The sequence below is a fragment of the Coraliomargarita parva genome (assembly GCF_027257905.1).
Classification (GTDB): Bacteria; Verrucomicrobiota; Verrucomicrobiia; order Opitutales; family Coraliomargaritaceae; genus Coraliomargarita_A; species Coraliomargarita_A parva.
In genome coordinates, this window is sequence record NZ_JAPZEI010000001.1 from 71,090 (window position 1) to 97,539 (window position 26,450).

23 protein-coding genes, 2 tRNA genes and 1 pseudogene are annotated in these 26,450 nt (G+C 55.2%); 9 read left to right on the plus strand and 17 right to left on the minus strand.

Annotation, left to right across the window (positions count from 1 at the left end; all coding sequences use genetic code 11):
• Positions 1-34: 34 nt before the first annotated feature.
• Genes O2597_RS00290 through O2597_RS00335 form a run of 10 tightly spaced genes read right to left on the minus strand, consistent with a single transcriptional unit; the run spans position 35 to position 10,872 of the window.
• Positions 35-412: a substrate-binding domain-containing protein gene (locus tag O2597_RS00290; RefSeq protein ID WP_425603690.1), complete on the minus strand. Its 378-nt coding sequence runs from the start codon at positions 410-412 to the stop codon at positions 35-37.
• Complete coding sequence (locus O2597_RS00295) at positions 402-1,043, minus strand: GntR family transcriptional regulator (protein ID WP_269522153.1); 642 nt, start codon at positions 1,041-1,043, stop codon at positions 402-404. The genes O2597_RS00290 and O2597_RS00295 overlap by 11 nt, the downstream gene beginning before the upstream one ends.
• A gap of 54 nt (positions 1,044-1,097) precedes the next feature.
• Positions 1,098-2,471 (minus strand): sulfatase-like hydrolase/transferase, encoded by a 1,374-nt coding sequence (locus O2597_RS00300; protein WP_269522154.1) that lies wholly within the window; start codon positions 2,469-2,471, stop codon positions 1,098-1,100.
• Positions 2,472-2,524: 53 nt separating this feature from the next.
• The gene (locus tag O2597_RS00305) at positions 2,525-4,021 is read right to left on the minus strand and encodes a sialate O-acetylesterase (RefSeq protein ID WP_269522155.1); all 1,497 of its coding nucleotides are present in this window, start codon (positions 4,019-4,021) and stop codon (positions 2,525-2,527) included.
• A gap of 47 nt (positions 4,022-4,068) precedes the next feature.
• Positions 4,069-6,057 carry a heparinase II/III domain-containing protein gene (locus tag O2597_RS00310; protein WP_269522156.1) on the minus strand — a complete coding sequence of 663 codons (1,989 nt, stop codon included), beginning with the start codon at positions 6,055-6,057 and terminating at the stop codon, positions 4,069-4,071.
• Positions 6,020-6,835 (minus strand): DUF2334 domain-containing protein, encoded by an 816-nt coding sequence (locus O2597_RS00315; RefSeq protein ID WP_269522157.1) that lies wholly within the window; start codon positions 6,833-6,835, stop codon positions 6,020-6,022. Before O2597_RS00315 ends, O2597_RS00310 begins: the two co-directional genes overlap by 38 nt.
• A gap of 13 nt (positions 6,836-6,848) precedes the next feature.
• The gene (locus O2597_RS00320; RefSeq protein WP_269522158.1) at positions 6,849-8,738 is read right to left on the minus strand and encodes a GH39 family glycosyl hydrolase; all 1,890 of its coding nucleotides are present in this window, start codon (positions 8,736-8,738) and stop codon (positions 6,849-6,851) included.
• Positions 8,725-9,261 carry a hypothetical protein gene (locus O2597_RS00325; protein WP_269522159.1) on the minus strand — a complete coding sequence of 179 codons (537 nt, stop codon included), beginning with the start codon at positions 9,259-9,261 and terminating at the stop codon, positions 8,725-8,727. Before O2597_RS00325 ends, O2597_RS00320 begins: the two co-directional genes overlap by 14 nt.
• Position 9,262: 1 nt before the next feature.
• Positions 9,263-9,940, minus strand: a complete 678-nt coding sequence (locus tag O2597_RS00330; protein ID WP_269522160.1) for a type II secretion system protein — start codon at positions 9,938-9,940, stop codon at positions 9,263-9,265.
• Between the two features lie 20 nt (positions 9,941-9,960).
• The gene (locus O2597_RS00335) at positions 9,961-10,872 is read right to left on the minus strand and encodes a hypothetical protein (protein ID WP_269522161.1); all 912 of its coding nucleotides are present in this window, start codon (positions 10,870-10,872) and stop codon (positions 9,961-9,963) included.
• 349 nt (positions 10,873-11,221) lie between these two features.
• Between O2597_RS00335 and O2597_RS00340 the strand changes: the two genes are divergently transcribed.
• The 3 genes and pseudogenes from O2597_RS00340 to O2597_RS00350 form a co-directional block, all read left to right on the plus strand.
• Complete coding sequence (locus tag O2597_RS00340) at positions 11,222-12,325, plus strand: LacI family DNA-binding transcriptional regulator (RefSeq protein WP_269522162.1); 1,104 nt, start codon at positions 11,222-11,224, stop codon at positions 12,323-12,325.
• 235 nt (positions 12,326-12,560) lie between these two features.
• The gene (locus O2597_RS00345) at positions 12,561-13,751 is read left to right on the plus strand and encodes an MGH1-like glycoside hydrolase domain-containing protein (RefSeq protein ID WP_269522163.1); all 1,191 of its coding nucleotides are present in this window, start codon (positions 12,561-12,563) and stop codon (positions 13,749-13,751) included.
• A gap of 12 nt (positions 13,752-13,763) precedes the next feature.
• Positions 13,764-13,868, plus strand: a pseudogene (locus O2597_RS00350) (transposase); the annotation flags it as partial.
• A gap of 123 nt (positions 13,869-13,991) precedes the next feature.
• On the opposite strand, the gene O2597_RS00355 reads toward O2597_RS00350, so the two are convergent.
• The 4 genes from O2597_RS00355 to O2597_RS00370 all read right to left on the minus strand — a co-directional run bounded on the left by O2597_RS00355 (position 13,992) and on the right by O2597_RS00370 (position 17,434).
• Positions 13,992-14,067: transfer RNA gene (locus O2597_RS00355), tRNA-Ala, on the minus strand.
• 97 nt (positions 14,068-14,164) lie between these two features.
• Complete coding sequence (locus tag O2597_RS00360; protein WP_269522164.1) at positions 14,165-15,787, minus strand: Na+/H+ antiporter NhaC family protein; 1,623 nt, start codon at positions 15,785-15,787, stop codon at positions 14,165-14,167.
• A 20-nt stretch (positions 15,788-15,807) separates the two neighbouring features.
• A complete protein-coding gene (locus tag O2597_RS00365; RefSeq protein ID WP_269522165.1) occupies positions 15,808-16,314 on the minus strand; it encodes a response regulator in 507 nt (168 codons plus the stop codon).
• Between the two features lie 91 nt (positions 16,315-16,405).
• On the minus strand, positions 16,406-17,434 hold the full coding sequence (locus tag O2597_RS00370) for a LacI family DNA-binding transcriptional regulator (protein ID WP_269522166.1): 1,029 nt from the start codon (positions 17,432-17,434) through the stop codon (positions 16,406-16,408).
• A 130-nt stretch (positions 17,435-17,564) separates the two neighbouring features.
• Between O2597_RS00370 and O2597_RS00375 the strand changes: the two genes are divergently transcribed.
• Entirely contained in the window at positions 17,565-18,341 is a 777-nt protein-coding gene (locus O2597_RS00375; RefSeq protein WP_269522167.1) for a hypothetical protein, read from the plus strand.
• A gap of 432 nt (positions 18,342-18,773) precedes the next feature.
• Here O2597_RS00375 and O2597_RS00380 read toward each other — a convergent pair.
• Positions 18,774-18,860: transfer RNA gene (locus O2597_RS00380), tRNA-Leu, on the minus strand.
• Positions 18,861-19,087: 227 nt separating this feature from the next.
• Between O2597_RS00380 and O2597_RS00385 the strand changes: the two genes are divergently transcribed.
• The 4 genes from O2597_RS00385 to O2597_RS00400 all read left to right on the plus strand — a co-directional run bounded on the left by O2597_RS00385 (position 19,088) and on the right by O2597_RS00400 (position 23,424).
• A complete protein-coding gene (locus tag O2597_RS00385; RefSeq protein ID WP_269522168.1) occupies positions 19,088-19,615 on the plus strand; it encodes a gamma carbonic anhydrase family protein in 528 nt (175 codons plus the stop codon).
• Positions 19,616-19,694: 79 nt separating this feature from the next.
• The gene (locus tag O2597_RS00390; protein ID WP_269522169.1) at positions 19,695-19,922 is read left to right on the plus strand and encodes a FeoA family protein; all 228 of its coding nucleotides are present in this window, start codon (positions 19,695-19,697) and stop codon (positions 19,920-19,922) included.
• Complete coding sequence (feoB, locus tag O2597_RS00395; RefSeq protein WP_269522170.1) at positions 19,919-22,132, plus strand: ferrous iron transport protein B; 2,214 nt, start codon at positions 19,919-19,921, stop codon at positions 22,130-22,132. Before O2597_RS00390 ends, feoB begins: the two co-directional genes overlap by 4 nt.
• A gap of 410 nt (positions 22,133-22,542) precedes the next feature.
• Complete coding sequence (locus O2597_RS00400) at positions 22,543-23,424, plus strand: YicC/YloC family endoribonuclease (RefSeq protein WP_269522171.1); 882 nt, start codon at positions 22,543-22,545, stop codon at positions 23,422-23,424.
• Positions 23,425-23,492: 68 nt separating this feature from the next.
• Here O2597_RS00400 and O2597_RS00405 read toward each other — a convergent pair whose 3' ends face one another.
• A complete protein-coding gene (locus O2597_RS00405; protein ID WP_269522172.1) occupies positions 23,493-24,869 on the minus strand; it encodes a sulfatase in 1,377 nt (458 codons plus the stop codon).
• Between the two features lie 23 nt (positions 24,870-24,892).
• Positions 24,893-25,882: an L-glyceraldehyde 3-phosphate reductase gene (gene mgrA / locus O2597_RS00410; protein WP_269522173.1), complete on the minus strand. Its 990-nt coding sequence runs from the start codon at positions 25,880-25,882 to the stop codon at positions 24,893-24,895.
• 90 nt (positions 25,883-25,972) lie between these two features.
• Here mgrA and O2597_RS00415 point away from each other — a divergent pair, with 90 nt between their 5' ends.
• On the plus strand, positions 25,973-26,434 hold the full coding sequence (locus O2597_RS00415; RefSeq protein WP_269522174.1) for an acetolactate synthase: 462 nt from the start codon (positions 25,973-25,975) through the stop codon (positions 26,432-26,434).
• The last annotated feature ends 16 nt before the right edge of the window (positions 26,435-26,450 follow it).

Sequence of the window (26,450 nt, forward strand, 5' to 3'; positions counted from 1 at the left end):
CACATGCCCGAAGCATGCACATCTCAAACCGCATCTATTGATGCCTGTCGCTTCCATTCACCAATTCAAGCGCCTTCCCGGGGGCAAACTCGGGTAAGACTTTGACGGAGGTGGGCGGAATGTTCGGTTCTTTCAAAATGCGCTGGATCAAGCGGACCAGGGCGACCGAAAACTTCTCGTGGTCACGCCGGTAACAGGGCACGGAAGGAACTAGGTGCGAGAGAAACACATCGTTGTTCCGGGAGATCAGGGCGTAATCGACCCCCATACGAAGAGTCTTCTGCGCCAGCCAGGACACGGTCGTGAGCGTTTCGTGCGCCCCCGAGATAAAAAATGCAGTCGGTGTTCCTTTGTACCGGATCAAGCGCGACAGACTCCGGCACAAGCCTTCCCTCGTACCGCTATGCGTCACGATTTCCGCCTGGATCTCCCCCGTCTGAATGCGTCCGACAGCCGTCAAGAAAACCGAGCTCGGTCAGCCTGCCGCCTGCATTCACCCGCCCCGTAGTTACCATACAGAGAAACTTATGCCCTCTAGACAGCAACATCCCGGCCGCATGCCGACCCACAGACCTAAAATCAAGATCCACCGAATGCAGTGCAACTCCCTTGAAGCATGAACCGACCACCACGAACGGAAGCTTACTGTCGACAATCCAATGCTGCATCGCGCGTGTCGTATAGGGAATCACCCAACACGACGCATCCATGGAACGCGTGACTCGCTCCAGGTGCACCTCACAGTTTTCCGAAAACACGCGCGGATCGACGCGGATACTGAATTCTCGAGGCACGCCCGACATGTCCATCCGCAGGCGATTAATCCAAAGAACGGTATGCAGTTCCATCGTTTCGAGTGCCTGTGGCAGCAGCAACACGACCGGCCCTTCCCGCTTTGGCTTGGTGTCAAACTCCGGAACGATCTTCCTGCGGCTTTTCGCCGAGGACTCAAGCAGCCCTTCCCGTTCCAATGTCTTCAGGGCTTTGGACAGCGTCGGACGACTGACGAGGAGGGTCTGGCACAGCTCCCGTTCCCCCGGCAAACACCCCTCTTTCGCCCCCCCTCACGAAGGATCGCAACGACCTCAGACACAAGACTATGGCGCCGGGGAATACGTGGGATAGTCGACCGTGCGTTGCCCGGCAGGCATTGCCTCTGCTGAAACGATCAGCGCCGGCGGTTCACTAACCTCTTCCATCTTCTGAAGTAATCGTGCTTTGAATTGGTCGCGTATCTGCGCATGTGATGCCAAATTCACCAGATTGTTCAACTCATAGGGATCGCTTTTTAGATCGTAGAGATGTGTCTCGGTATAAACTGGAGCGTCTCCCTTACCGTAAAATTCATCACTCGCCGTGACGGCATACTTCCAACGATTTGTGCGTAGTGCGCGCCCCGGCGACACATAGTGATCGCTGAACTGAATAAAGCTTTCTTTCGGCCAAACTTCCGAAGCTTGACGCGTCAGAGGAAGCAAGGATCTCCCCTGCACCGAATCGGGGACCTCAATACCGGCACTATCTAGAAGGCTTGGCATGAAATCGACCAAGCTCGCCGCCTCAGTTCGTTGCCCACCTCCGTTCCAAAGTGGCCCCCAGATGGCAAAAGGCACACGCACGGACGATTCGTGAGGCGTCCGTTTGCATTCACCATTCCTCGTCTTGAAGTGACAACCATGGTCACTAATGAAGACCACGATTGTATTCTCAGCCAGACCGGTTGATTGGAGTGCATCCATCGTGCGTCCCAGAGCCTCATCAAGACGTTTCACCATACCACAATAGCCAGCCCAATGTTGAGGTGCCGTCCCGCCGAGTGCTGCCAAATCCGGCGGCAAGGGAGCATCGCGATACAATTCATCGTAGCCATCCGGAGCGGGATAGGAGTCATCGGTATTTTGGTGATGCGGTTCCAAATATGACTGAAAAAGGAGGAAAGGCTTGCGCGTCTCAACCGGTTCGGCGGCCCGCTCGGCAATGTAGCGAATCATGACATCGGTCTGTGCATCCACCCGATACCCAGGCAACTGCACTTCCCGGTTATCCTCATTCCAAAGGCGAGCTGAATAGGGCCCGCTGACCAACTCAGTCGCATTGGCGGCGAGCCAATCCTGATATCCCGCACGTGCATGGGCCGGAACCGGGCCCTCTTCCTCCTGCTCGGACAAATGCCATTTACCAATGTAGCTGGTTCGGTATCCCGCAGCAGCAAAGAGCTCTGCCAATTTAGGCGAATCTGCCTTTAGACCAGGCCCATTACACCAGACGCCGGTCGTGCTGGCATACTGCCCAGTCTGCAAACAACTGCGTGCCGGCCCACAGACTGGCTGCGGAGTCACTGCATACTTGAAAAATGTGCCGCCAGCAGCCAGACGATCCAAATTTGGAGTTAACCCGGACTTATTCCCATTGAGACCCAGAGTATCCCAACGTTGCTGATCAGTAAAAAAAACGATGATATTCGGTTGCATATGAGTTCTTTAGGCTCTGTTGGTGGAATAAAAATTTGGCAACTAGCTAACAACTATTGATCCGTCCGAAAAGGCGTCACTGGAAGGCCGTTACGGTCATAGAGATTACACACCGGATTGGCCGCCCAGGCATAGCGCACGGCAACCGGATCGGGAACCGCCTCGCTCCAGACTTTAACCGTATCCTTTCCGGCGATTGCGGCTTCGGCTTTGACAAATTTCATATCGTTTCCAGCGATGGTAAAGCCAAGCACTTCACTGGTATCGAAAGCATAGAGCCCCTTGTTGATGTAATCGAAGTGGACCAACGCCGTGCTGTCTTGGAATGCCACATCCCTGTATCTGGGACTTTGGCTGGCCATCTTGAATCCATAATCATTGGAAAGCGCGAGACGTGCGAGCCGATTGGCAACTACTTGCTTGTTCCGCGGATGAATCTCACGTCCCTCCCCAACATCAATGGCAACCGCCTGACCGACATGATCCAAGCGATCCAGCGTCATGGTTTGTGCCTCTCTTAGATAGGACCATTCATGGTCTTGTGGCTCCGAGGACTCGTCCTTAAAATCCGCAAGTTGCACCCAATAGAATGGGAAGTCACCCTGCCCCCAGACCGTCCGCCAGTTGTCGATCAGCTTAGTCATCAGGTCGGTATAATTCTCGGGGTATGCCGCATTCGTTTCGCCCTGATACCAGATCACTCCGCGGATGCCGTAGCCTAAGGTCGGATACAGCATGCCGTTGTAGATATTTCCCGGTCGATGCTGCGCGTAACGAGGATCTCTCGGCGCCTTCTGTTTCGGCTCTGGTTTGCCCGCATCCACCCACGCCTGATAGACCGCTTTCTTTTCAGCATGCAGAACATCCGTATAGCCTCGCGTGCGTTCGTCCCACTCCTGCAAGAGATCGGCGTAGCGCGCATCCTCTGCCAATACATTACGGGGAATCCATGCTTCGGCAGCCGAACCGCCCCAGGAATTATCAATCAGCCCGACCGGCACATTCAGTGCGTTATAGATTCGTCGACCAAAGAAATAGCCAACCCCGGAAAACCACTTCACTGACTCCGGCGAACAGACCTTCCATTCGCCTTTAAAGTTTTCCTGCGGCTCCTGTCGTCCCACCATCGGGACCGTAAGCAAACGAATCTGCGGATAGTTCGCAGAGGCCACTTCCACATCGGCATCATTACTATTTCCGACAGCCCACTGCATATTCGACTGTCCGGAGCAAAACCAGACTTCCCCCACCAGCACATCGGTAAACTGAATCGTAGTCCCTCCCTTCACTTCCAGAGTGAACGGACCTCCCGCTGGCATCGGCTCCAGCCAGATGCGCCATTTCCCGTCATCGCCAGCAACAACTTCATAATGCTGCTCCTGAATGCTTACAGTAATTCGATCCCCCGGTGCCGCCTGCCCCCACACGGGATTCCTCTGATCACGCTGTAAGACCATGTGGTCGCTGAAGATACTCGGCAGACTGAGCCCGGAAACGGACGAAGCCATCAACCCTAGCATCAGGCTAATCGCGAAGAGGTTAATTCTCATATTAAGCACAAATGACAACTTAGTCTAGCGGCATGGGCGCTACGAATTTAAGCGTCTGATTGAATTGCCGATCCGATCGGCTTGAAAGCAGTTGGAATGATACGATAGGCAATCCTGCTTTTTGCGTCCAAATGAACAGGACAAAAACGAATTCGATATACGGACGCTTCCACGCCTGAATGCTTCGCATAGGTAAGCTGCTCGAAGCCACCAATGCAGGTGCCCTCCAAAGGAACGAGAGTCACGGAGATATCCTGATGGGAAAGAAGAACCCGACCGTCCGCAATCTGAACCGCGCAGCTCGTAATCACGGCACTCTCCAACGAATCCACAGACTCCAGTTCAAAGTCCTCAGTAACTTCGAGGAAAGGTGCGGCTTTGTTGAAACAAAAAGTGCGCCTATAGCGACGGCATCGAGCCTGAACGGGATAAGCCTGAGTCAAGTCCATCGTCAGACGCAATTCGTCTCCCCCCGCCGATTGATCCAGGACCTCGGACTTAAACTCCCCACCTCCGGCTTGCTCCTGGCCATTAATCACCGCCAGCGAATGCCCTTTGGTTCGAGCTGCCAGAAAAGCATATCGTTTCTCAAGATCGAAGTAGTCCTTCACGTATTCAGGGGAACCAATTTCCTGAATCATCGGAGTCTCCCCAACATTTAAGATGTAACTGCCGCAGTCGTTATGATTATGCGCCTCGTCATTATGGCCCGCCTTGGCAGCAAAGTGCCATTGATCGCCACCGGCCCCATGACTGTGCGCAATTGTGACGTTCAAGTCCTTCAAGTAAACGTCTTCCAACACACCACTTGTTTGATCGGAACCAACCGTCCCCGGATCATGGAGCAACAAACCGGAGAAGCAGAAGAAATCCGACCGTTCCCGATCCAGCTCAATTTCGCTCTGCAGCAACTTTTTGTAGTTTCGTTTACCATGGTCCATACAGACAGGCTCCTGCAATCGCTCTCCCAAATAACAAAGCACACTGGGACGCAGGATGCCATTCGAAGGGCAATCTGCAAAATTCACGAGACAGTTCCCCGGCAAAGTCATCAAGGAACCGAAGCGGGCAATTTTACGAATTTTGGAACTCCCCTCGAAAAGGGAAAGATGCCCCTCGGACCGCGCTTCCAATTGCGCATTCAGCTTTGAGAACCAGCCAAAGCCGTAGCCCCAATAGATCGGACCTTCCGTGCAGCCACCATCATCCGTAAAACCAGCGATAAAGGTTTTTAGATAGCGACAGGACACGTTCAGTATCTCGGCAAGCTTGGCAGCATCATCCAATAGCAGAAGAGCGGCCCCAAGGACTCCTTGATGGCAAACTGAATTCCAATTGTTAGATGTTTGTGTCCACCAGAAATCCTGATGCCGCTCCAGGTAATTATCGAAAAACTGCGTTTCTATCCGCTGGCGAAGGGCCTCATTCAGCGAGTGCGGAATGAGGGGATCAAAGAGCACAAGGAGTTCGGCAACTAAAGCAGCTGTTTCCCCGCCAAACAGATCGATTTGTAACGGGTCCTTCCCGCTGAGCGACTCGACATGCGCGGGCACTGCCCAGGATTCATCCCGTCCGAGCGCTTCCAGTTTTTCGACGAGCGAACGTCCGATTCTCCCACGCGCTGCCGAATCTTCATCCAGCCGAAGGTAGGCAATCGCAGCGCGGGCGATGCGACGCCTTCTTTCGAAATAGGCCGTTTCAAAGCGGGAACGATTTCCCGACCGATGAAATTCAGAATACAACTCATCCGTCAGCTCAGGAAGCGCTTGCCCCACCTCCTGTTTCGCTAAAGCGATCAGTGGCTCGAAAAAATCATCATACCGGCTGTTATGCCAAACAGCACTTCCCAATGGTGGGAGTAGAGGCTGTCCTGGATGAGCCGACAGAATCGATTCCAGTTTCTCGACGGAACAAGACTCCTCCAGCAGATTCATACAATCTTTCATCTTCTCGCGTTGAGGGATAAGCTGGAACATTGAAGCGACAATAGCGACACGATTAATTACCAGAAGCTTGCGCCTGAGCCCAGTCGACATACTCGCTCGGCAACATAAAGACCCAGCCTTCCGCTTTGAGAAAATCGACAATCTTCTCGAACTCGACAAAACCGGCCTCGGAAAAATATGGGGGATGGAATTGGAGCGTGGTAAAACTCAACTCCGCCTGACGGCTGGCATACTTCGCCTTGAACTTTTCAAAATTCGGCTTTCCGACCCCGTCGTTTTCCCCGGGAAGATTCATGTAAAGCATGCATTTCGAATCCATCGAGACTGACTTCAAGGGTTCCTTTTTGTCGTAGTAGAAGACGGCTCTAAACTCAGGCATGGCTTCGAGCAACTTGACCGTATCCAAATCCATACCATTAAAAGGCGAACCGAATACGGCGGGAGTCTGCCCCAAAACTTTCAGCATTTTTGCCTGCGACTTCTCGAAATGTGCTTTCTGGTGCTCGTATCCCGAACGGTTGAACTCAGATATATTACGACCGGTATCGTCCTTCCACCGATTGTGATCCCATCCATGGTTCCAAAATTCAACTCGCCCACTACTTTCTTGCTCTCGGACCCACTGCACCGCTTCAGTATTCTTAGCGGGAAAACCATATGCGATCATTCCAATCGAAACTTTAATGTCCTTGTCTTCCGCAATTTGAACAAAGCGTTTCCACTTCGCATTGGGTTCCCGCAAGTCATCCGCCTTGATCACCACAATACGGGAGGACACATCCAATCCGGAAGGAGCCGCATGAACCGAAGGGACGACTACACAGCATAGAAGAAGAGAAATAGATCCGAATTTCGAAAGTAGTTTCATTTGCTGTCTCCACTTAGTCCTGTGCGATTGCCGAAAAGAAACTGACCGAGTCCGGAGGCAATATGACACCTTCTGCCAAGTCGCTCAGTTTCATGGTGAAGTCTTGTAGGCCTGTTGCAGACAGGCATTGAACACTCGCCTCGGAGATATCGGAATCGACGCCACTCAATTCAACCTTCACAGTATTGGCATAAGGCGACCGGTTAATCAGGACCCAGTTCTCGCGACGGTCATGAAGCACTGCAAAGGGAACCACGACGCGCGGCGAATCGCTTTCAGACTGAACCTCGGCCCCCGTCATCAGCTTGTTGAAATAATGAAAGACGTGGGCCGGCGGCCGGAGCTCGAAATCCCGTGCCATCTTACCGTAGACGTTGTCACATTCGTTCCACGCATTCCCCACATCGGCTCCGTTCTGAACCAACTGTGCAAATACCAAAGCATCGAACACCGCGCCTTTATGCGTCGACATGCGCGTATCCCGGACGCGGTGGGTATAGCAGATATTGTATTCGTTCAGATGCAGTTCGATCGCACGGTCTGGACTGATCGCATCCAGCATACGCCGGATCGTCGCCAGGTTCTTGCCCAAACTCCCGGCCCGGTTGTAGATATTGACATCCGTTTCGGACGCATCGCCGGAAGCATAGGCGTGGTAGGAAAGGAAATCCAGATTCTCCAGCGTTAGAATAGCGAACTGTTTAAGCGGCTGCACCAGATCGCCACGACAAGCCGCCGGCCCGCCGATTTTAATGCCCGGGTCCACCGCTTTCATGGCTTGCGCACAGAGGTTGTGAATTTTAGCCAGCTCATCGATTTGTAGGGGCTGGCCTTTTTTCATCTGGCGCAGCCAATAGACCATGTCCCGCTCATTGCTGATCTCAAAATACTGGATGCCCCGCTTTTGTTCGACATTCAGAAGCCGGACCAGATCCGCACACAATTGAGCAAAGGCTTCGTATTGCCCCTGATCCAGCATACCGTCTTTATCCAGATCCATCCACTTGGGCCACTTGCCGATCGTAATCAGCCGCTCCCGTGAAAGTCCCTCCAAAGGGTCCAGCGCTGCAGTAATTCTCTCCGCATCCCAAGTCTTCGCGTCCTCATCGATCCAACCGAAACGATTCTTCGAAGGATCCGCCAGCATCCCACTCATGTTGTGATAGCGCAGAATCGGCGAGGCCATGTAAGCAACGCCTTCGACATACTTGGGATCGTTCGCGACCTTCGTGTCATAGCCGTTGAAAATATTCAGCGAATACTGCCGGTCAGCGACCCGGCCGGTCTTTTGACTCCAATCGATACGCACTGTAGCCGTAGCCGGACCTTCACTCTCAGCGGCCTCCGGTTCCGACTTTAAAACCACATCCGCATCCGGAACGGTAAGACTTTCTTCTGGAGCCGGCTGGACCAATGCTTCCAGATCCGCGACCTCGATTCCGGGCTTTGCCAACGCCACAAGGTCCAGACCGGACGGTGCCTCAGATGCCTTGCGGTCCGAAAAAGGAGAAAAAACCTGAACGGAGTCTCCAGTCTCTTCAAGACGATGCACGCCCAACGATGCCCATTGCCAATTCCCGGACTCATTCGCATCCAAACGGGCAATTTCGCTCCCCTCGTTCGACTTCAAGACCAGAGGCAGGCCACGATACCGAACCCAGACTTCAAAGGTATCAAAGCCTTCGGTTTGCAGGGTCGCAAGCGTCGTTCCATCAGCCGTTGCCGCACGATACTGCCCACCGGATGCATTCGCATCAATCAACACACGAGTCAGCGACTCCTGTGAAGACTCCGCTTCGAACACTGCCACTTTTTGATCCGAAGCCTCAGTCCGGGAAGAACAGCCCGTCCATAAGGACAAAGCGAGAACCAAGCCGCAGAGAAAAGACTTACCTGGCTTCATAGAGCTTCAGATCTTCAACTGCCCTCGGATCGATCGCGTTTGTCGTATCGAGAAAAACCGCATCCAAGCCCCCCGCTCCGCCCGGCGCACGCACGAAGCGAATCGAATCGCCAAGGGCGTCACGTTCGTAAGGTCCGAAATTTACCCATGTCCACTTAGCCGGAACCTGATGCTTCCACTTCAGGTCGACGGCCTTGCCATTTAGATTCGTCTTCAGCTCTTGCGAGCAACCACGGATGCGAGCCCAGATCGTCACACGGCCCATCTCCTGTGGTAAGTCTACCATCGCGAGTGGCGAATAGCGGTCATTTTTGGAAGCACGCACATACATTCTTCCAGAGGCGAGCTCATCCATCTCAACTTCGGTATACTTTGCAGGAATCGACTCCGCTTCATAATACCGCGGCTGGATCGTGGCAAAACCACCGCTCGACTGCGCCGGCAAACCGCCCCCCATCCAACAGAGGCCTAAGAAAACCGCCATACCGTATCGCTTCTTCACTACATTCATACTCAAATTCATTTTACTCCAGACCTTCATAGATCTTTCGATTCGTAAACTTTGCGGCCACCTGCTCCGGCGTCAGCGCCTCGACATGTAGATCGGCAAAGAAAAACTGCGCCTGGCCCTTATGCCGGTAGTCGATGTTGGTATTCCCATCCAGGCTTGTATTTTGGATATCAGATGAGATCCGCGACCAGTCGGTGCCGTCCCGACACAATCCACGCCAAGTCACTCTGGCATCGAAGATCAACACGGCCTTCTCCGCATTCCGGATAGTCATGATTGGCCGCGCCTTCGAAGTGTTGATCGCCTGATTCCATTTCGTAACTCCGAACATCGCGCCACCGGCCGAATACGCCCGCCGCACATCCGCTCCGTCCGTTGATTCCGCATTCCCACCACCATCAAAAACCGGCCGCCCCTTCGGATCATATTTTGACAAATACGCATCCAGGGCTTCGCGATCCCAAGGCACACCGGCCACCGCGACAGGCGGATAGGTCTGATTATGCTCCATCGAGTAACACTGCAACGCAAACCCGATCTGGCGCATCTGCTCAGAGGCCTTTGCTTGACGTGCTTTCACCAGCATCGACCGGCCGACCGGCAGCAAAAGCGCCGTGAGCACCGCGATGACAGCAACCACCATCAACAGCTCGATCAGCGTGAAAGCACGCCGCTCGCAGTTCGCGCTCATAGCAGGATCCACCGGTTAAATTACTTGCGACGACGCTTAATGGAAATACGACCGGCACCCAAAACGAGCACAGCAAGCCCCAAGGCAATTGTAGTCGTAGCTGGCTCGGGAATCACAGTCAAAGACCCAACACCGGAAAAGACATCCGTCGAGAGCAAAGTGTTCAACTCTGCACTCGTATAGGTATTGGCCGAAAGCGAAGTTGCACCGAACTCGAATGACGAAACTACCATGTCATAGCCACCGAAGTCTAACGTATTGGTGCCATCACTCATCATGAACGAGCCACTACTAATAGTAAGACCTGAGCTTAAGATAAGGTTTCCACGATCCAAATGCAGGATCCCGGTGAAGCCGGAGGCATCCGATACATTCAAGGTATAATTCAACAAGAGCCCCCCGCCGTCACCACCGATGGCAAGATATCCACTCCCCAGCAGGTTGGTAACATTCATGGTAATATCATTACCGGTATAACTCCCCTTGATCGCTGCGGATTCGCCACTCGTCGTAGTCGACGCAGCCAAGACCGTAAGGTTCGTTACATTCCAGGTAGTCGCCAAGTTCGTGCCATTATTGGGATTACTCGCCACGAGCCCCCCCAAACCCAGATTTACATTATCCATGTTTAAGACCCCGGATTTGATCAGAAAAATCCCCCCACTGGCACCGGTGCCATCTTCCACCGTCAAGGTAGCACCTGCAGGAAAGGTTGACGCCCAAGTAGGCGTATTGGGCGACCTCAACGTATAGCCATCGGTCGAGTAATCCCCTCCGGCAGTAACAGCCAACCCATCGGACCAGTCGGCAGCCGTGACCCAACTCTCATTTGAAGCATTGTTATCAATCAGCGTAACAACAGCCGATAGAGACGAACAAGAGACAACCGCCAACAAGCATGCAGAAGCGCGAACAGGAGTAGAGAGATACATATTCATGGAGTATTTTTTTGGGTTCATACCCGACACCTGACATGCACCCCTAAATAATTCAAGATAAAAATAAATATTTTATCACTTGATAAATTTAGATAAAACTGATTGTTTCATAAGTAATTAAGCAATTACATGCACCCACTTAACAGATCTGAAAACTATTTTTGATAATTCATTTATCTCAAATAAAATCATCTAATAATAGCCTCCAAATCATCAAACACGGCCAAGACGAACGATTGAACCGCAAACCAAAGAGCGCTAAAACTCAGCATTTCCACGTTAACAAACAGAGCAAACGCCACCTGAATCAGACAGAAAACAAACTGAAATTATTTGACCAACAATGACAGCGACCAACAAGAAGACAGGGAACATCACGATGTCCCAAATCTCGAAAGCCGCCGGGGTTTCCCCCAGCGCCGTATCAGCCCTTCTCAATGATCGCGACTACGGCATTCGTATCAGCGAAAAGACGCGTAACCGAATCATGGAAGCCTGCCGAGAGCTCAATTACCGCCCCAAGAATCCGGCTACGCTGGCCCGCATTTATCCCGCAATGGGCGACATCTGCTTTCTGATCAATTCCGGGGTCCCAGGCGGCGCACAGCACCAATATTTCGGACAAATGCTCTCCGGAGCCATCGCCTCCCTGAGCGACCCAACCGCACACATCGCCTACTCTCTATTCGACCCACAGATTGACTATCTAAAGCAGCCGGAATCGCTTCCCCAGTCACTGCGATCCGGCAATGTGACCAAAATCATCGCAGCTAGCACGCCGAACACCTCTCTGGTTCAAGCTATCCTGAAGCGCAACCTACCCTTCGTCTACATCGGTCACCACATGGATGAAGCCGGACTCTGCAGCATCGTGCCCGACTATGCGGAAGCAACCCGCCAATCCGTTAAATACCTCAACAGCCTGGGGCATACACGCATCGCTTACCTGACCGGTCCATTCGGCAACAGCACCTACAACTTGCTTGAGCTGCAACGCGGCTTCGTTGAAGGACTCAGGGATTGTGAACTCCCGGTCAGCCCGCAATACATCTACCACTGCGACTTCGACCAGGGGAACTTCGGACAGGAGCAGCTCATTGAGGCAACCGAGCACCTAATTTCCCAAAAGCAACGGCCAACCGCCATCATGTGCTTCCACGATACAGCCGCAACCGTGGTCTCGTCCTACCTGCAGAGCAAAGGCCTGAAGATCCCGCAAGATATCAGCATCATGGGCTGCAACGACGAACCCGCCGCCTCAACACACCATCCAGCCCTAACCACTGTCCATTTTCCCCTCGCCGAAATGGGAGCCCAGGCCGTCAAGGAACTCGAGAATCAAATTCTCTTCGGCCGTCCGGACAAGCCGGTCAACATCAAGCTTCCGGTCAACATCGTCGAGCGCCAGTCATGCGGCCCCTGCCCTGAACTCGCCGGTGTCTTGTAACAGGCCGAGAGAGTCGCGAATTCGACCGGTGATGGAGTATGCAGACATCGCTGATCGCGGCGAAGGCAAATCCTCCTCGCGGCAAGAAGTCCTTTGACAAGAAACGCACGCAATCTCCTTTCCTATGCTCTTAAACAAGCCTCCCCTCTCCTTGACTGAAAATGCGATCCGCGACTCGCTACGCGAGATTCAGTTGTCCGACCTCCCGGATGCCACCCCGCGTCACCCGGCACGTTTGAAAAATGCGACGCCGCTCATTGAGCGCCTGTTCCGCATTGCTCTGGGCGATGCGGAATCAAACATCATCACTACGGAGCACGGCTGCTATTTTGGAGCCGGCAAGGGCTTCGGAGACTGGATCTATACGCGCGACATGAGTTTTGCCGGAGTGTTGGGCCTCAACCAATTCTACCCGGACATCATGCTGAATGGATTGCGTCTGAATCGAATGCGGCGACGCAAAATGGGCTATAAAGTCTCTCTGGGACACTCTGTCGAGGGCATCGGAATGCCTTGGGAAATTGAAAGCTGCACCGAATTGGAGTTTATCAACAAATACCGAATCAACAACTATGTCCGCGGCACCGACGATGTGGTCTGGCTGTGGTGCGCCCACGATTTGCTGAATAAAATCGAAGCAAGTGTTACCGACTGGCGCTGGCTATACGAAACGGGGATGGATTTTTTTGAAAATTTCTACGAGCCGTTTTACGACCCGGAAGATGGCCTGTATCGCGGCCAATCCAGCTTTGTTGACATTCATTTTCATGAGCAAAAATCGACCGGCTACCCGAAGGAATGGGAGCTGGAAGATTGTATCCTGGGCAAAGCACTCTCCACCAACTGCCTTTATGTGCTGGGGATGGAGGCGATGTCCGGGGCAGCCACTCGCCTGGGCAAAGCAGCTGAATCGGCTCAATGGTACACCAGAGCCGAAAGCTTGCGCCTCGCAATCAGAGCGGCACTCCCAAAGCAAGATGGGACGCTGACCTATTACAAGGACCGCCACGGGCATCTCTTGCCCCAGCGACACGCACTGGGCTTGGCATTAGCGGTTATTAGTGGCGTATTGGAGGGGCAAGCCGCACTGAATGAAATGCGTTCCTACCCGGTAAGCCCTGCGGGGGTGCCCTTGTTTGATCCGTGGTTTCCTGACGAGGAAAGCTACCATAACCATAGCGCGTGGCCTTTCGTCGATGGCTTCTTCATGCGCGCATTGGAAATCGCCGATGGACAGGATCATACCGCATGGGAAATGGCATTGCTCGCGCGTACTTGCGTCGACAATGGTACCTTCCATGAAGTTGTGGATTTACACACCGGAGAACCAGGCGGCTCAGCCAGTCAATTATGGTCAGCCGCAGCATTCATTGGCTGCTGTGCGCGAGCAGGGTTAACACCTGCGCAAACGGCATCGGCACTTTGAACACAGTCAGACCTGAAGGAGCGCTTCCACAGGAAAATGAAACTCATACAACGCAGAGCCTATGGCTTCAGGAACTTTAACAACTACAGACTCAGAGTCATCGCTCTGTGCGGGTAAGCAACAACACAACTAGAACTCAAAAATATGACTAGTCCCCAACCTTTGGTGTAGACCCAGTCCGGCTCCTCTGCGATACGCCGGGACAGGCTTCGTGCGCCGAAACGAGTTTCGGACGAAGCCTGGTGGAGCATAGGAGAGTCGAACTCCTGACCTCTTGCATGCCATGCAAGCGCTCTACCAACTGAGCTAATGCCCCTTCAACAGGAAAGCTGTGGAATCTGGTGATCTGCTTACTTCCGTCAATAGAAAATGCTGAAAAAATCGGATTCACGATGGACAGCCGTCCGGACAATTCAAGCACAGGCGTGAGCCCGCCCCAGACGCAAGTTCAGCCCTGCCCCAAACCACAGGACAAACATCCCCAAAGGCAGACAGATCCAGACCGGCAGACCGAAACCCAGGGGTAGAAAACCCAGCACCGCAGCAACCAATGCAGCGATGAGGGCAAATGGGAGCTGTGTGCGTACATGGTCGATGGGGGTGACACCGGAGGCAATGGCACTGACAATTGTGGTATCACTAAATGGGCTACAGTGATCCCCAAAAACAGCCCCACTAAAGACGGCGGCGATCACCGTCACCACCAGCTCCTCCACGTCCGCCCCCGGTACGTCGCCGCCCAAGTGAAAAACCACGGGAATCGCCAAGGGCATGAGCACCGCCATCGTGCCCCAGGAGGTCCCGGTCGAAAATGAAATGCAGGCCCCGGTCAGAAAGACCGCCAAAGGAAGCAATGCGGGCGACAGGCGTCCGCCCAACAGCTCCGAAATGTGCCGTGCTGCCCCCAACTCGCTGATGGCAGCCCCCAACATCCAGGCGGCGATCAAAATAGCGACCGGCCCGAGCAGGTCCTTCACGCCAGCGATAAAGATCCGGGATGTAGGTGCCGCACCGCGCGGAAGAACCGGAATGGCCGCCACCCCACAAGCCAGCAGGCTGGCCAAGACCATAATTTGCGGCACATAAGCCTCAGCGGCCCCATAGGCACTCGCGAATTTCGTAAGCGAAAACGGCAGAATGCGTTCCGCCCCGAGACAGTAGGCAATCAACGGAATCGAGAGGCTCAGTACGAGAACCGGCACCAGAGCGAAGAGCCAATGCCCCCGGGGCTGGAGGGCCTCTTCCCCATCACTCGACAAATTGGTCCTCGCATCCGCCTCGACCCGGCACATCGGCCCGGGGTTAAACCCCCGCAAGATCGAGACCAGCGCGATACCAAGGGCAAACCAGCAGTAGAAGTTCTGAGGCACTGAACGGAAGAACAAGGCGTAGGCATTGGCCTCACGCCCGACAGCGGCATAGCCCTCCTGAATCATGGACAGCTGGAAGGCGATCCAGGTCGAGACAAAGGCCAGACAGGCCACCGCGGAGCTGGTCGTATCAGCCAGATACGCGAGTTTTTCACGGGAGACTCCCGCACGATCGGCCGCCGAACGCATAATCCGGCCGATCAGCATGCTATTGGCCAGGCCGTCAAAGAAGACAAACAAGCCGAAGCCCATGACCGTCAACTGCATACGCTTCACCTGCCGCGTGCCGTCTCCGAGCAGATGCCGCAAGATGGCATGCAATCCGCCTCCTGCCTCAAGCAAGGCCACAAATCCGCCCAAGAGGAGCGTGAATGCCATCGCGCTGAGTTTCCAACTCGACTCAAAGATCGGCAGGAATTGCCGCTCGAATACATTGGCAAACACATCCAGAGGACCGGCCGAAAGGAGCACCGCCCCGCAAACCGCCCCGCTAAGCAAGCCAAGCAAGGCGCTACGCGAGACAAAGACCAAGAGCAAGGCAGACAGGCTCGGCCAAAGGGTCGCAAGCAGCGTATCCTGCCCGCTCAGAAAGGGACTCAAAGACAGAACCAGCAGACAGCATCCCAGAGACAGTACAGTCCGGGAATGCAGGCGTCTGGTAGCCATGTCCGGTCGCCGGTCCTTCGCTACTTTTTCTTCCCGAAGCCGAAGAATCCAAACCGCTTCTTCGGCGGGTTCGCCTCCGGAACCGGTGCTGCCTCGGACTCAGGCACAGGCGTCGCTTCCGGCTCAGGACTTGACGCCGTCACCGGAGGATTGACATGCGTCGGAGCACGCATCGCCTTCAGTTTCCGGAAAGACTCGATCAGCTTATTGTAAAGCAGGGGCTTATGATAATACGGAAGGTGTTCCGAGTCCAAGCGAGCCATGTCATCGGAAGTCAGGCAGCCCGAAACGATCACATAGTCGACGCCGGCATGCTGCTTGCGGGCCTCCAGAACGTAATCGATCCCCAATCCGTCCGGCAAGCGGTGGTCCGCAATGACCAGGTTAATCTTAAACTCAGGCGCCTGCATGAAAGCCTCGGCCTCCGCGAGGTCATAAACCGCCTTCACCGTATGGCCCATCAACTCAAGCTGCATGATGCCGGTGGTCGCGAGATCTTGTTCGTCTTCAATCAGAAGAATGTTCACGAGAGGTATGTGTATTGTTAAGGTAGTTCAGTGAGCCTACATACAAATCCGATCACCTCTTTGAGTCAATAGAGATAGACAGCCTTTGGCGCTAAGTCTTCTTGCCCGCCAGAGGGCGAATGGTACGCCCCTCGCACCACTGTCCGGGCACAAGCAAGCGGCGTGAACCTTCCGGATAGCCAAATTCCCCCCGGTCCAGAAGCCCCGAAACCTGCTCTACCGCAGCCATGCCCATGCTCTCATATGCCGGATAGATCCCGGATATGCTCGAATCGGGGGTATAACAGTTGAATAAAAAGACCCCCACATCCCCGGGCACGAAGTGTCCGGCAGCTTCCAGCCAATCACAGACCAAATGATCCATCGTAAAGATGAGATCCGGACGCTCACGCCGATACCAGTCCACGATCCGCTCTGCGGTCAATTTTTCAGCAATCAAGGGCGCCACCCTGAAATCTTGCGACTGGTGCCAGTCATGCACCAACACCCCGGCGAGCGTGTTATAATCCATCCGCTCTTCCTGTGAACGGTCGATAAGGAAGCCGATTCGCCGATACCCCCGCTTCTCGAGTCGTGCAAAAACGAGGCGCAGCATATGGACGACATCCCGGGCAACCCGGTGTAAGTCCGGCTCCGCGAGCGAGTCACCGATCGCCACCGCGGCATGCCGTGACCAATTCAACTGCAGCGTTGAATAAGCCTGTCCAAAAGGAGCCACCACCAAGCCGCGAACACCGCGTGCCCCCAACATACGTCCCAAAGCAGACACCTCCTTCGCCGGGTTTCCCAGGACGAAACGATCGATGTTGTACCCCAGCTCCTCCGCCCGCCGGCAAACTCCCTGATAAATGCGTGATTCGTACCGGATCGGGTCCGCCGTGATATAGCCCAGTGTTTCGCGATAAGCCTGCTTCTTGCGCGAACGAATTTCACTCATGACCCGGGACAGACTGTAGTTCGGGGCATAGCCAAGGTCCGCCGCAACCGCCTGAATCCGTCGCCGCGTTGCTTCAGGCAGTTTCGGAGAATCCTTCAGTGCACGTGAAACTGTGGAGGTGGATACGGCGCAAGCCTTGGCAATCTCAGCCAGTGTCGGCTGTGTGCGTTCCGGGGTAGCCATACGCAGGAGACAAAGCACACTTCGACCGATCTGCAAGCTTTATGCAACGGTTGCCCATCCAAAGGCATTGGCGCCCTCCCGAAGAAGGCAATATTCTGCGAAAAACTCATCACACCTCACCCCAATCATCATGAAATACCTCATCCACGCACTCACTAGCAGCAGTCTACTTGCCTCCAGCCTCTCCGGGGCGATCATCACCGCGACCGATGCAAGCTTTGCGACGACAGCAAGCCCCGATGACATTCGAGTTTCCAATGTGCTGCAGACTTATACCAACAGCCAAGGCAGCTTTACTAACCTCAGTGGGGTAACCGAAGCGGACGTCACAACCGGCAGTCCCTATTTCCGGGCCTACTGGGCAATCGACATTGCCGATGGGGACCGAAAGCTGGATTCCACCGCCCTACTCGGCATGGACATCGGCTATGGCGTGATTGATTTGGTCAGCGCGGATTTCCAATTTGGAGGCCTCGTCGGTGATGGCGACAACACAAACGGCAACGACATTGTGCTCTTTGAGATCGGCTCTCTGGACGCCGGCACCACGATTGTCCCCTTGAACAGTGCGGGTGATGTCATCGGAGACTTCACCCTCTCACTGGGAACAAGCAACTGGGGCACCATCACCCAAGTGATCGACTTTAATTTGATCGCCGATTCTGGAAATCTAGGGTCCGGCTACACTGGCATCATCAATGCCGTCGGCTTTGACCTTGGTGACTTCACCGGAACCGGAGAACTGACAGGCGTGACCGGTATTCGAATCACAAGTTCGGATTCGCTGGATCTGGGAATTGCCGCGGCCACGGTCACGCCCATCCCCGAGCCCCAGACCTATGCCCTGCTTTCCGGAATCTTGGCCCTTGCCTGGATCGCCATCCGCCAACGCCAACGCCAAGAATAGGCCAGTATCAAAAGTGCCGGGCAATCCGTACTGAATTCAGCGGATTCTCAGGACGTTTGTAGCCGTGAAGGCTTGAACCTTCGTGATTCAGGTCGAAGGTCAATCGTATGCAGTTGAGTCGCTCGCTGGACTTGAGATGAATCCAGCCGCCGTGCTACGTACTTCGTGATGCGAAGCCTCGACAAGATTGCCGCGTCGCGGAAACAGGTCGTGTTAATCTGGGCTCGGTCTGTCGAATCGCGGCGATTGGGGACAATCGCCCTCCCATAAGGTTGTGCCATTCATGATTAGCCCATGCGTCGCTCGCAGAGCGAAGCACTCTTCTCTACGTACAAAAAAGCCCGTGCGTCGCCCCTTCGGCGCTATGCAGGGCATGCTCGCTTGCTGCGACCGACACATGGCGAAGCCATGCGTAGCTCGCAGAGCGAAGCATGGTACTCAGGGCGGGACTTGAACCCGCATGCCCGTGAGGGCACTACGACCTGAACGTAGCGTGTCTGCCAATTCCACCACCTGAGCATGTCGAAGGGTGGCATTCCGTGAATAATTTTGTTTCTGTCAATGGATTTCCGGCTGGAATTGCATCTTTTCAGCGAATTCTTTCTCCGGCCTGTCCGGCAACTTAGATTACCTCGCCACGCACGGGCTGATAAATGCCTTAAGCATCGCTTCTCTCTGCGCCGAACTGGCTTCGGTGCCCACACTCTGGTATTGGCTGTGCTCTCTCTTCGCTCTAAGCAAAGACTATGAATATTGAAGAACGACTGGAAAAATTCCTCGACCAGAAACCTCAGATTGACGAGTCCGCCTATGTGGCGGAAGGCGCGATCGTGATTGGCGCCGTCACACTCGGCCTCAATTCAAGCATCTGGCACGGAGCCGTCCTGCGCGGGGACATCAACACGATTGAGATCGGCGAAGGTTCCAATGTCCAGGACGGGACGATGGTGCACCTGGCGGACGACTATGGCGTCAAAGTCGGCAAATATGTGACGATCGGGCACGCCGCCATGATCCACGCTTGTGAGATCGGTGACGAGTGCCTCATCGGCATGCAGGCGACGGTCCTCGACGGAGCGGTCATCGGCAAGCAGTCGATCATCGGTGCCGGTGCGCTGGTGACCAAGGGCACACAGGTCCCCGAAGGCTCGCTCGTACTCGGCTCACCGGCCAAGGTGGTCCGTGCACTCAGCGAGGAAGAGCGGGCCGGCCTGCGTGGCTGGGCGGAAAAATACGTTAAGGTCTCCCGCGGGCATAAAAAGCGCTTCGGCTAAAACTTACATGCTTGCAATTTCACTCAACTGGCACTCTCCTAGCACAACCTGCGACTGAGACTGAATCTCATAAACTACCATGCGACTCAACCAAATCAAGAAAGACGGCTTATTCCGGGTCTTGGACCTGAATAGCAACAACGCCTGTATTTCCCGTCTGATGTCGATGGGGCTGCTCCCCGGACAGGAGATTCGTCTGGTCCACAAGGCCCCGCTGGGGGATCCGATCGCAATCGAGTTCAACGGCTGCCACATGAGCCTGCGCCTGATTGACGCAGCCGAAATCGAAGTTGAGAAAGTGCAATGAAGATCGAAGCCCGCAGCACCCGGGTGGCCTTGATCGGCAATCCCAACACCGGCAAGACCTCCCTCTTCAATACCTTGACGGGGATGCGCCAGCACGTGGGCAACTACGCCGGCGTCACCGTCGAAAAGAAAACGGGCCGCTGGAAACTGCCGCTCGGAACCGAAGTTGAGTTGGTCGACCTGCCCGGGACCTACAGCCTGAGCGCGAATTCGCTGGATGAGCGTGTGGCCGTCGATGTGCTGGCCGGACACGTCGAAGGAGAAGAACCGCCCGACCTGCTGATTGTGGTCGTCGACGTGGAAAACTTGAGGCGTAACCTCTTCCTCGCCTCCCAGGCCTCCGAACTGGATGTCCCGATGGTGATCGCCCTGAATTGCTGGGACATTGCGGAGAAGAAAGGTCTGCAGATCGACAGTAAGCTACTGGAACAGCGACTGGGCGTTCCGGTCGTACCGACCGTAGCCAAGCATAAGCGCGGCACCCTGGAACTGGCCAAGACGGTGGAACACGCGATCGAGAGCCGCCCCATGATGGTTCGTCCCCGCTGGCCGGAAGCCGTCCAAAAAGCCCTGAACAGCCTGCGCCGTGAGTTTGTGGAACAACGCGGCCAGTCGTTGCGCGAAGGCGAGCTGCAGCGCCTCCTCTTTGACCGCGACAGCGCGGTGTGCGAACGCCTCACCTGTCCGGCTGCCGCCTACAAGCCCATTATCCGGGCTGCCCGCGACCAACTCTATCAAGACGGCTTCCAACCCGATGCCGCCGAATCGCTGCTCCGCTTCCGCTTCCTGAATCCCCTCCTCAACGACATTCTGGAGCGTCAGGCCACACTCAAGAAAGTCAGTAAGTCCGAGAGTATCGACCAATTGCTCCTCCACAAGGTCTGGGGCCTCGCGGTCTTCATCGGGATGATGTACGTGGTGTTCCAGTCGGTCTACAGCTGGGCCGGTCCCATCATGGACCTGATCGAAACCGGCGTGGGCTATCTGGGCGATTTCGCGAGCAGCCTCCTCGAAACGACGCCGATGCTGCAGAGTCTGGTGGTCGACGGCATCATTGGAGGGGTCGGTGCGTTTTTGGTCTTCCTGCCCCAGATACTGGTGCTCTTTTTCTTCATCTCGCTGCTTGAAGAATCCGGCTACATGGCACGTGCCGCCTTCCTCATGGACAAGCTGTTCCAATGGTGCGGACTGAACGGAAAAAGCTTTGTCCCCCTGCTTTCGAGCTTCGCCTGCGCCATCCCGGGAATCATGGCCACCCGGACCATTAGTGACAATAAGGCACGCATGATCACGATCCTGGTTGCACCGCTGATGAGTTGTTCGGCCCGGCTACCGGTCTACCTGCTCCTGATCGGCGCCTTCGTGGAACCCCGCTACGGACCGACCATCGCGGGAATCACACTCTTTGCCGCCCATTTCATCGGCGCCTTAATGGCCGCGCCCCTCGCCTTCATCCTGAACAAGACAATCAGCCGGGGGATCGCTCCGGAACCCTTCGTGATGGAACTGCCTCACTATCGGGTGCCGCATATCAAGCATACCTTTTTCCGGATGTATGAAAGCGGCAAAGACTTCGTCATGCGGGCGGGCACTGTGATCTTCGCAATGACGATCGTGATCTGGGCACTCTTGTATTTCCCGCGCCCGGAATCCGTGGCCGAAGAAGTCACCACGACTTACGTCCAAAGCCTTACCGACGACTGGTCCGCCAGCCCGGAGCAGGAAATCGCAGGCGGTGTCCTGCTGGACGAAGCCGAACTCCAACGTAAAATCGACGCCGCCTATCTGGAGCAAAGCTACATGGGCCGCTTCGGTAAGGCCGTACAACCGATCTTTGCCCCCGCCGGCTACGACTGGAAGATCACGGTGGGCGTGCTGGCCAGCTTCCCCGCACGCGAGATCATCATTTCCACCCTGGGCATTACCTACTCCCTCGGCGGTGAAGTCGATGAGGCGTCCGACGACCTCCGGGTCACCCTGAGCAAGGCCAAGTGGGAAAGCGGCCCGAGGGTCGGAGAACCGGTTTTCAATATTCCGGTCGCGATCTCGATTATCGTCTTTTTCGCGCTTTGCATGCAGTGTGGCGCCACCCTCGCGGTGATCGCCCGGGAGCTCAACTGGGCCTGGGCCATCGGTGCTTTTGTCTGCCTGACCACGATCGCATGGACGATGGCCGTGCTGACCTACCAAATCGGCATGCGCTTCCTGTAAGTTGCGTACTCACGCTTTCGCTGATATATTAAACCCATGGAATGGATCGACAGTCTAATCGTCGCCTTATTCATCCTAGGCGCAGGCTTCTACCTTTGGAGGAAATTCAAACCTCGAAAGGGCAAGAACGTCGGCTGTGGCTGCGGCAGTGTTGACTGCAAGGTCCCGAAACCGAAGGTCAGGCGCACGCATCGGCCTTCCAACACTTGAGCATCCGGATCCCCTTGCCGGGGAAAGCAGACCTGGCTCACGCATGCGATGTAAAAGGACAGCTGAAGACTATTTTCGACTACCGCACGCAGGTGACGCCGGAACTTCCGGACTGAACCCCGAGCAATTGGCCTAACGGACATCCACCGGAAGGAAATTTTAGAATCGCTTCTCTAGCAAGTAGCTACGATAAAGCCCACATGCAAAGCATGACAGGATTTGGTTCCGGCTCCGCCCTAGTGAGTGAATACGGACTCCGCATTGAGGTCGATCTCAGCTCGGTGAACCGGAAGACGCTCGACGTCTATGTGAACGCCCCCAGGGAATGGTCGGGACTGGAGCAAAGCGTCAACGAGTGGCTGAAAGGCGGGTTTTCCCGCGGCCGGGTCAACGTGCAGATCAAGGTGAGTGCCGCATCCGGCGAGAACAATGGCCTCTGCGTGAGTGAAAAGGCCATTGATGACAGCATTGCGAAGCTGAAAGCCTTTGCCGAAAGCCGCGGGATCGAGTTTACTGTCAACAGCCAACTCATCCTCGATCTGGCCAAGATGCTGAAGGACAACACCGGCCTGCCGGACTGGAAGGAATTCGAGGCCGGTATTCAAGGAGCCTTCATGGAGGCACTCGCCGACATCAACCGTATGCGCGAATGCGAGGGTGCCGCCCTGGCCAAGGACTTGATCACCCGTATCGACGAGCTAGATACGCTTGCCACAACGATTGAGGAAGCCAGCCAACAAGCCACCACCCACTACCGGGATGCCCTCCTTGATCGGCTGAAACAGCTCAAACTGGAACTCGACCTGTCCGACGAGCGCGTGCTCAAGGAAGTCGCCCTTTTCGCCGACCGCAGCGACATCAGCGAAGAGCTCACCCGTTTAAAGAGCCATTTCGAACAGTTCCGCGGGTTCATTGCCGCCAGCGAGCCAACCGGTCGCAAGATGGACTTCCTCTGCCAGGAAATCCACCGCGAATTCAACACCACAGGCAGCAAGTCCACCCAGCTCGAAGTCACCCGTGCGGTCATTGAGGGTAAGAACGAGCTCGAGCGCATCCGCGAACAGGTCCAGAACGTGGAGTGAGAAATCGCATTCGCGCTTCCTCTACATTTAGTGCGTAGCCTAACGCCGATAGTCGTTTTAACCGAGGCTCACACCTTTTTCACGACCTCTCCATGCGTTTTGGCCCAACGCTGGATATTGGCCCATTCGTCGGCACTGGCGTTCAGAGGGTCGAACTTGCTTGGGTCAATATCAACGTAGAGCTGCTGAAACAGGGATTCGTCGCAGTCGGGATTCGGGCAGTTGTATTGGACCTCGTTATCCTTTCGCCAGGCATCGAGTGCAACTTGCATGGCGGCAATACGGTCCGGCTCGGATTCGGCGAGGTCGTCCCGCTCGCGGATATCTGCAGTTAGATCATACAGCTCGACTTCATCCACGTCATAACGTTCGACCAGCAACCACTTACCATCCCGCATGCAACCGCTGGGCCGTCCACCTTGATTGGTGTAGTGCGGAAAGTGCCAATACATCGGCCGCTCCGCGATCTCCCCGCCGAGCAAGCCTTCGGCAAAGCTCACGCCGTCGAGCCCTTCGGGGGCCGGTGCGTCGATCAGCTCCAGAAAGGTAGGAATCCAATCGATGTTATTGACGGGTGTGGGGATGACACGCCCCTCCGGCACCTTGCCGGGCCAGCGCACGATCAGCGGCACACGTTGGCCGCCTTCATAAACATAGCCCTTCCCGGCCCGGAATGGCGTGTTGTGGGTCACGCGCTCATGTCCACCTTCCGGCACATGCAGTCCTCCATTGTCGGAGGTAAAGACGACAATGGTATTTTCGGCCAATTCCAGCTCTTCGAGTTTTTGAAGCAGCAACCCCACCACATCGTCGAGGGTCTCGATCAGCCCGGCATAGACCGGTTCGAAGGCATCCTTGTTCTTTTCAATCAGCTCCGGCTTGGCGGTGTAGGGAATATGCGGCGTATAGTGTCCCAAATAAGCCACAAATGGTCGATCCTTGTTCGCTTCAATAAAGTCGATGGCCTCACGGGTCAGTTCATACTCGGCTTTGCCGCCTTCGGACTCGGACGGCTCGGTGTTTTTCCCTTCGGATGGATTGTAAACATAATCGAAGCCATGCGCCTTCGGGCCCGGTTCCCGCCCGATATGCCACTTCCCGATCAGGCCAGTGGTATAGCCCTGCTCCTTGAAATAGCGCGGCCAGGTCTTGATTGAGGTCGGCACGCTCATCTCGATTTCCGGATGCAGCACGCGCTGGGATACAGCGTCACGACGTCCCGGCAAAAAGGTCGTCAGGTGCAGACGGGCCGGATTCAGTCCGGTTAGGATGCCCGCCCGTGAGGGGGAGCAGATCGCCTGACAGGCGTAAGACGAGGTAAAGCGTGTGCCCTCGGCAGCCAATCGGTCCAGATTCGGGGTCTTGTGATCCTCACGGCCGTAACAGTGAAGGTCATTAATTCCGAGATCGTCACAGAGAATAAAAAGGATGTTGGGTTGGGACATGGTAACAGAACAATCATTCTGAACTAAGCCCCGGCAGCCTCGTCAATCGCGTTCAGTTCGTCAGCAGTAAAAGGTGCCGCCTCAAGTGCCTTGAGGTTCTCTGTAATTTGCTCTGGGCTACTAGCTCCGATCAGGGCCGAAGTGACGGTCGCTCGCTTCAACGTCCAGCTGATGGCCATCTGGGCCAGCGTCTGGCCACGGGCCTCGGCAATCGCATTCAGCGCACGCACCTGTTCTACCTTCTCGTGGACGGCGTCTTCCTTGAGAAAGCCATGTTCCTTGGCGGCACGGGAATCCGCGGGAATGTCCTTGAGGTATTTATTGGTCAACAGCCCCTGAGCCAGCGGACAGAAAACGATCGAACCGATCCCCTCCTCGTCCAGCACATCCATCAGGCCGTCCTCCATCCAACGGTTGAAAATGTTATAGGACGGCTGGTGGATCAGGCAGGGCGTGCCGAGCGCCTTCAGGATACGCGCGGCTTCCCGGGTCTGTTCCGCGGAATAGGACGAAATGCCGGCGTAGAGGGCACGCCCGGAACGGACCGCATAATCCAGTGCGCCCATGGTTTCCTCCAAGGGGGTCTCCGGATCCGGCCGGTGACTGTAGAAAATATCCACATAATCCACCCCCATGCGGGCCAGGCTCTGGTCGAGGCTGGAAATCAAATACTTGCGCGAGCCCCACTCCCCGTAGGGACCGTCCCACATCTTGTAGCCCGCCTTGGTGGAGAGAATCAACTCATCCCGGTAGGGCTTGAAATCTTCGGCGAAGATCTTCCCGAAATTGCGCTCGGCCGAACCGGGAGGCGGCCCGTAGTTGTTGGCCAGGTCGAAATGGGTGATGCCTGAATCGAAGGCGGTACGCAGCATGGCCCGGGACGTTTCCAGGGAGTCCACGTCTCCGAAATTATGCCACAAGCCCAGCGAAATGGGGGGCAACTTCAGACCGCTGCGACCGCTGCGGCGGTATTCCAATTGCTGGTAACGGGCGGAATCGGGGGAATAAGCCATCGCCAAATGGTCTACGGTTGAACGAGGACTTCAAGCCAAGTCGAAAAAAAAGTTCGTGCAAGCGCGTGGTGGCAGTATAGGATGCCCCTTATGCCTGCCGAAGTTCTTCGCAGTCCGGGCGCGTTCCGTCCGGTCATCCAATTTTCCATCCATGCCGATAATAAAGTCGGGCGACTCAACGAAATCGTGGGGATCCTGGCTGTACATGAAGTACACATCATGGCGCTGTCGATCCTCGATACGACCGACAGCTCGATTGTGCGCCTGATTGTGGACTACCCGGAGGAGGCTCAACATCTTCTGGTCGCGCACCAGTTTTCCTTTGTCCAAAGCGAGCTGATCGCGGTCGAGCTCGACAGCGAAGCTGATATTTCGCGTGTCACCTGCGCCCTGGTGCAGGCCGAAATCAACATTCACTACGTCTATCCCTTTGTATCACGCCCCAAGGGCAAGTACGCACTCGCCATGAGTCTGGAAGACAATGACCTCGCAGCGGAAACCCTGCGCCGCCATCAGCTCAAGGTGATCGGCCAAAGTGACATCGCCCGATAATGAACCGGCAGACAAA

What these genes read in the sequence shown, in the direction of transcription:
- O2597_RS00305 (WP_269522155.1), bottom strand. Translation starts at nt 4,021, where the DNA reads ATGAGAATTAACCTCTTCGCGATTAGCCTGATGCTAGGGTTGATGGCT.
- O2597_RS00335 (WP_269522161.1), bottom strand. Translation starts at nt 10,872, where the DNA reads ATGTATCTCTCTACTCCTGTTCGCGCTTCTGCATGCTTGTTGGCGGTT.
- O2597_RS00330 (WP_269522160.1), bottom strand. Translation starts at nt 9,940, where the DNA reads ATGAGCGCGAACTGCGAGCGGCGTGCTTTCACGCTGATCGAGCTGTTG.
- O2597_RS00340 (WP_269522162.1), top strand. Translation starts at nt 11,222, where the DNA reads ATGACAGCGACCAACAAGAAGACAGGGAACATCACGATGTCCCAAATC.
- O2597_RS00405 (WP_269522172.1), bottom strand. Translation starts at nt 24,869, where the DNA reads ATGTCCCAACCCAACATCCTTTTTATTCTCTGTGACGATCTCGGAATT.
- O2597_RS00400 (WP_269522171.1), top strand. Translation starts at nt 22,543, where the DNA reads ATGCAAAGCATGACAGGATTTGGTTCCGGCTCCGCCCTAGTGAGTGAA.
- O2597_RS00320 (WP_269522158.1), bottom strand. Translation starts at nt 8,738, where the DNA reads ATGAAGCCAGGTAAGTCTTTTCTCTGCGGCTTGGTTCTCGCTTTGTCC.
- mgrA (WP_269522173.1), bottom strand. Translation starts at nt 25,882, where the DNA reads ATGGCTTATTCCCCCGATTCCGCCCGTTACCAGCAATTGGAATACCGC.
- O2597_RS00315 (WP_269522157.1), bottom strand. Translation starts at nt 6,835, where the DNA reads ATGAAACTACTTTCGAAATTCGGATCTATTTCTCTTCTTCTATGCTGT.
- O2597_RS00415 (WP_269522174.1), top strand. Translation starts at nt 25,973, where the DNA reads ATGCCTGCCGAAGTTCTTCGCAGTCCGGGCGCGTTCCGTCCGGTCATC.
- O2597_RS00360 (WP_269522164.1), bottom strand. Translation starts at nt 15,787, where the DNA reads ATGGCTACCAGACGCCTGCATTCCCGGACTGTACTGTCTCTGGGATGC.
- O2597_RS00310 (WP_269522156.1), bottom strand. Translation starts at nt 6,057, where the DNA reads ATGTCGACTGGGCTCAGGCGCAAGCTTCTGGTAATTAATCGTGTCGCT.
- O2597_RS00325 (WP_269522159.1), bottom strand. Translation starts at nt 9,261, where the DNA reads ATGAATTTGAGTATGAATGTAGTGAAGAAGCGATACGGTATGGCGGTT.
- feoB (WP_269522170.1), top strand. Translation starts at nt 19,919, where the DNA reads ATGAAGATCGAAGCCCGCAGCACCCGGGTGGCCTTGATCGGCAATCCC.
- O2597_RS00390 (WP_269522169.1), top strand. Translation starts at nt 19,695, where the DNA reads ATGCGACTCAACCAAATCAAGAAAGACGGCTTATTCCGGGTCTTGGAC.
- O2597_RS00385 (WP_269522168.1), top strand. Translation starts at nt 19,088, where the DNA reads ATGAATATTGAAGAACGACTGGAAAAATTCCTCGACCAGAAACCTCAG.
- O2597_RS00370 (WP_269522166.1), bottom strand. Translation starts at nt 17,434, where the DNA reads ATGGCTACCCCGGAACGCACACAGCCGACACTGGCTGAGATTGCCAAG.
- O2597_RS00375 (WP_269522167.1), top strand. Translation starts at nt 17,565, where the DNA reads ATGAAATACCTCATCCACGCACTCACTAGCAGCAGTCTACTTGCCTCC.
- O2597_RS00300 (WP_269522154.1), bottom strand. Translation starts at nt 2,471, where the DNA reads ATGCAACCGAATATCATCGTTTTTTTTACTGATCAGCAACGTTGGGAT.